At 72.0% G+C, this 4,148-nt stretch carries 5 protein-coding genes; 2 read left to right on the top strand and 3 right to left on the bottom strand.

The features are described from left to right. A partial coding sequence (manB, locus tag SACAZDRAFT_RS16655; protein WP_005443618.1) for a mannose-1-phosphate guanylyltransferase occupies positions 1-800 on the bottom strand: 800 nt, incomplete at its 3' end. 155 nt (positions 801-955) lie between these two features. On the opposite strand from manB, the gene SACAZDRAFT_RS16650 reads away from it, so the two are divergent. Further along, positions 956-1,378 carry a hypothetical protein gene (locus tag SACAZDRAFT_RS16650; protein WP_005452101.1) on the top strand — a complete coding sequence of 141 codons (423 nt, stop codon included), beginning with the start codon at positions 956-958 and terminating at the stop codon, positions 1,376-1,378. A gap of 47 nt (positions 1,379-1,425) precedes the next feature. Here SACAZDRAFT_RS16650 and SACAZDRAFT_RS16645 read toward each other — a convergent pair whose 3' ends face one another. Next, a complete protein-coding gene (locus SACAZDRAFT_RS16645; protein WP_198283873.1) occupies positions 1,426-2,292 on the bottom strand; it encodes a glycosyltransferase family 2 protein in 867 nt (288 codons plus the stop codon). Positions 2,293-2,373: 81 nt separating this feature from the next. Beyond that, entirely contained in the window at positions 2,374-2,754 is a 381-nt protein-coding gene (locus SACAZDRAFT_RS16640; protein WP_005443614.1) for an ArsR/SmtB family transcription factor, read from the bottom strand. Between the two features lie 62 nt (positions 2,755-2,816). Between SACAZDRAFT_RS16640 and SACAZDRAFT_RS16635 the strand changes: the two genes are divergently transcribed. Further along, the coding region (locus SACAZDRAFT_RS16635; RefSeq protein ID WP_005443611.1) for an MFS transporter at positions 2,817-4,148 on the top strand (1,332 nt) is incomplete at its 3' end.

Here is a 4,148-nt window from a genome sequence, read left to right as displayed (position 1 = left end):
ACCTCGGCGTCGGCGGCGACCACCGCGCCGTCGAGCACGAGCCGCTCCCCCGCCGGGCCGGGCAGTGCCGCGGACGGAGCCCGGCCCGTCACGAGGTCGGCCGATCCGCGCACGAACGCCTCCGGCGTGCCGACGTCGAGCCAGTACGACGCGTCCACGAAGCCGTGCACGTGCCTGCCCCGCTCCAGCAAGCCCGGGAAGGTCTCGCGCTCCACCGACACGGGCCGACCCGCCGGGATGTCCTCGATGACCGACCGGCGGAACACGTAGCAACCCGCGTTGATCTGGTCGGTGGGCGGGTTCGGCGTCTTCTCCAGGAACGCCGTCACCCGGCCGTCGGCGTCGGTGGGCACGCACCCGAACCGCGACGGGTCGTCGACCCGCTGCAGGTGCAGGGTGACGTCGGCGCCCACCTCGCGGTGTGTGGCGACGAGCGCACCGAGGTCGGTCCCGGAGAGGATGTCCCCGTTGAACACCACCACGTCGTCACCCCGCAGCCGGTCGGCGACGTTGCGGATCGCGCCGCCCGTGTCCAGCGGCTCGGTCTCCACGACGTACTCGATGTCGAGACCGAAGGCGGAGCCGTCACCGAAGTGCTGCTCGAACACCTCCGCACGATACGACGTGCCGAGCACCACGTGCGTGATTCCCGCGGCCCGGACCCGCGACAGCACGTGCGACAGGAAGGGAACCCCCGCCGTGGGCAGCATCGGCTTGGGCGCCGACAGCGTGAGTGGCCGTAACCGTGTTCCCTTGCCCCCGACGAGGATCACGGCATCGGCACCCGACACGGACGTCATGACGAGCAGACCCCTCCCATACCTACATCATCGACTCGGATGACGAAGCACGCCCAACCCTTCGACGGTCGGGCACCCGAGGGCCTACCCTAGAGGCCGAAGGCGGCGGCCCCGTGCAGAGAGGGCCATCGGTGAGGGTATGGGGGTGCGAGGACATGGATCCCCGCGACCGCGCGGACGCCGTGCTCGCCCGCGCGCAACGACGTACCGGCGTCGTGACGCCGGACAACATGACATCGCCGATGGACTCCGCGAACACACAGAAGATCCCGCGGTCCGTCGTGCGGCGCATCGACTCCGAGCCCGACCCGGACAGCACGACGAAGCTGCCCTCGTCGGTCATCGAGGCCAACGACGTGCGGCGGTCCCACCTGTCCGAGTCGTCGCCCACCACGCCGATGCCGCAGCCGGGGTCGGACAACCCGGACGTCACCCAGCCTGTGACGATCCCCTCGTCCGGCCGGAGCGACGACGACGTCGAGGGCGAGGCCGGCGACCTGGCCGACGGCGGGTTGGTGCCGACCACCAAGACGACGCAGGAGCAGTCGTTCCTGGCCCGCCGGCTCGAAGGTCTGTGACCGCGGCCGGACGGTGGCGCTGACCCCGCCCGGCCGATTCGGCCCGTTCAGCCGCGCCGGGTCTGGAGCTTCAGCCGCAGCGCCAGCCCCACCTTCACGGCCGCGAGCACGGGCTTCCACACCAGGCCCCGGTGGCGGTCGGCGAGGTAGCGGTAGGCGCTGTCGTGGTGCGCCGCGAGCATCCGTGCCGACGCCTTCGCGGTGGACACCCCACCGATGTGCATGACGCTCGCCGACGGCGCGTAGACGTTGAGCCAGCCCGCCCTGCCGAGCCGGTCGCCGAGGTCGACGTCCTCGAAGTACATGAAGTAGCGCGTGTCGAAGCCCGCGACGGAGTCGAACGCCTCCCTGCGCAGCAGCAGGCACGAACCCGACAGCCATCCCACGCTGCGTTCCGTGGGTGTTTCCCTTTCCTGCCGGTACGAGCGGGTCCAGGGGTTGCCGGGCCAGATCTTGCCGAACACCGCGTGCCCGATCCCGCGTCCCAGTGACGGCAGCAGCCGCGCCGACGGATACACCGTGCCGTCCGGCTCGCGGATCAGCGGCCCGAACGCGCCTCCCCTCGGCCAGCGCTGCGCGACTCGGAGCAGCTCGTCGAGCGAACCGGGATCCCATTCCAGGTCGGGGTTGGCGACGACGATCCAGCCCACGTCGTCACCGAGCGTGGCGACGCCCGCGTTCGCTCCGCCGCCGTAGCCGAGGTTGCCGCCCGTGGGGACGAAGTGGACGTTGTCCCGCGCCGCGGCCGCGTCCTCCGGGGCACCGTCGACCGAGCCGTTGTCGGCGAGCACCACGGAGACCGCGCGGTCGGTGGCCTTTTCCAGGGTGTCGAGGAAGCGGTCCAGGGTCTTGCCCGGCGAGTAGGTCACTGTCACCACGGCGACCGCGTCACCGTACGTCTTCGGCTCCGTCACGCCGCCATTGTGCACCGCCCGTGGCCGTCGGGATTCCGCCGGTTGCTCGCGCGGTGCCGGCCTCCGGCGCGGTGTCGTGGTTCAGGCGCCCTCTCCCCGGCCGGGGTACCGGGCACCTCCGGGTTCGCGCAGGCCCAGGCGGAGGTGCTCGATGTGGTAGACGGCTTCGTCGAGCAGCATCGCGACGTGACTGTCGTAGAGGCTGTACACGATGTGGCGGCCACGGCGCGTCCCGGTCACCAGGCCGAGGTTGCGCAGGAGCCGGAGCTGGTGGGACACGGCGGAGGTCTCCATACCGATGTCGTCGGCCAGCTCGGTCACCGCGCGGGCGCCTGCCCGCAGCCGGGTGAGGATGAGCAAGCGGCTCGGCGTGGCCAGCGCCTGCAGCGTCTCGGCCACCGTCCGCGCGTCCTCCGCGCTCAGCTGAGCCGGTGGCGCGTGTCCCGGTGGCTGGTGACCCATGGCGAGATCCTAGCGACGACGACAGTTGAACACTTCTTCAATCGTTCGCTACCGTACGGGCCGTGATCCGGCGTGAACCCCCACCACGTCGTTCGTTGTGGGCCAACACCGACTACCGGCGGCTCTACGGCGCACAGGTCGTCGCTCTCTTCGGCACGGGACTCACCACGGTGGCGCTCGGCCTGCTGGCCTACGACCTCGCGGGTTCGCGCGCGGGAGCCGTTCTCGGGACGGCGTTGGCGATCAAGATGGTCACCTACGTGACGGTGGCGCCCCTCGCGGGTGCGGTCGCCGACCGGGTGCCGCGACGCCGCCTGCTCGTGGCGTTGGACGTGGTGCGCGCGAGCGTGGTCGTGGCGTTGCCGTTCGTCACGGAGATCTGGCAGGTCTACCTGCTCGTTCTCGTGTTGCAGTCGGCGTCGGCCGCGTTCACCCCGACGTTCCAGGCGGTGCTGCCGGACCTGCTGCCCGACGAGCGCGACTACACGCGGGCGTTGTCGGCCTCGCAGCTCGCCGTGACCATGGAGACCCTGCTGAGCCCGGCGCTGGCCGCCGCGCTGCTGAGCGTGCTGAGTTTCCACTGGCTCTTCACCGGGACCACGGCGGGCTTCCTCGGCTCGGCCCTGCTCGTCCTCTCCGCCCGCATCCCGCTCGCCCGACCGAGTGCCCGGGAAGGCCTGTGGGACCGCCTCGCGTCCGGCACCCGGATCTTCCTCACCACGCCGCGACTGCGCGGGGTGCTGGCACTGGATCTCGCGGTGGCCGGCGTGGGCGCGCTGGTCGTGGTCAACACGGTGAACTACGTGCGGGACGTCCTCGGGCGTCCCGACGCCGACGTCGCCCTGCTCCTGGGCGCCCACGGCGCGGGCACGCTGCTGGTGGCGTCGGCGATGCCGACCGTGTTGGAGCGCCTGCCCGAGCGGTCCGTGATGCTCCTCGGGGCCGGTGCCCTCGGCACCGGGTCGCTCGCCGCCGTCGCACTGTCCACCACCGAGGGGAGCTGGCCGGCCGCCCTGGCGATCTGGGCCGTCATCGGGACCGGTTCGGGACTCGTGCTCACCCCGGTCGGACGCGTGCTGCGTCGCTCCGCGCACGAGGCCGACCGGCCCGCCGTCTTCGCCGCCCAGTTCTCCCTGTCGCACGCCTGCTGGCTCGTGAGCTACCCCGTCGCGGGGTGGCTCGTCACCGCGAGCGGCTTCACCCGGGGCTGGCTGGTGCTCAGCGGACTCACCGTGCTCGGCAGCCTCGCCGCGATCCGGCTGTGGCCGCGCCGCGACCCGCGAGCCCTGCGCCACGTCCACGTCGACCTGCCCGACGGGCACGAACACCTCGCCGACGCCGAACCCACCGGCGACGGCGGGTGGCGGCACACCCACGCCTTCACCATCGACGCG

The organism is Saccharomonospora azurea NA-128, from assembly GCF_000231055.2.
Classification (GTDB): Bacteria; Actinomycetota; Actinomycetes; order Mycobacteriales; family Pseudonocardiaceae; genus Saccharomonospora; species Saccharomonospora azurea.
Note: the sequence above shows the minus strand (reverse complement) of the source record. Positions and strands in the feature narration are given on the sequence as shown.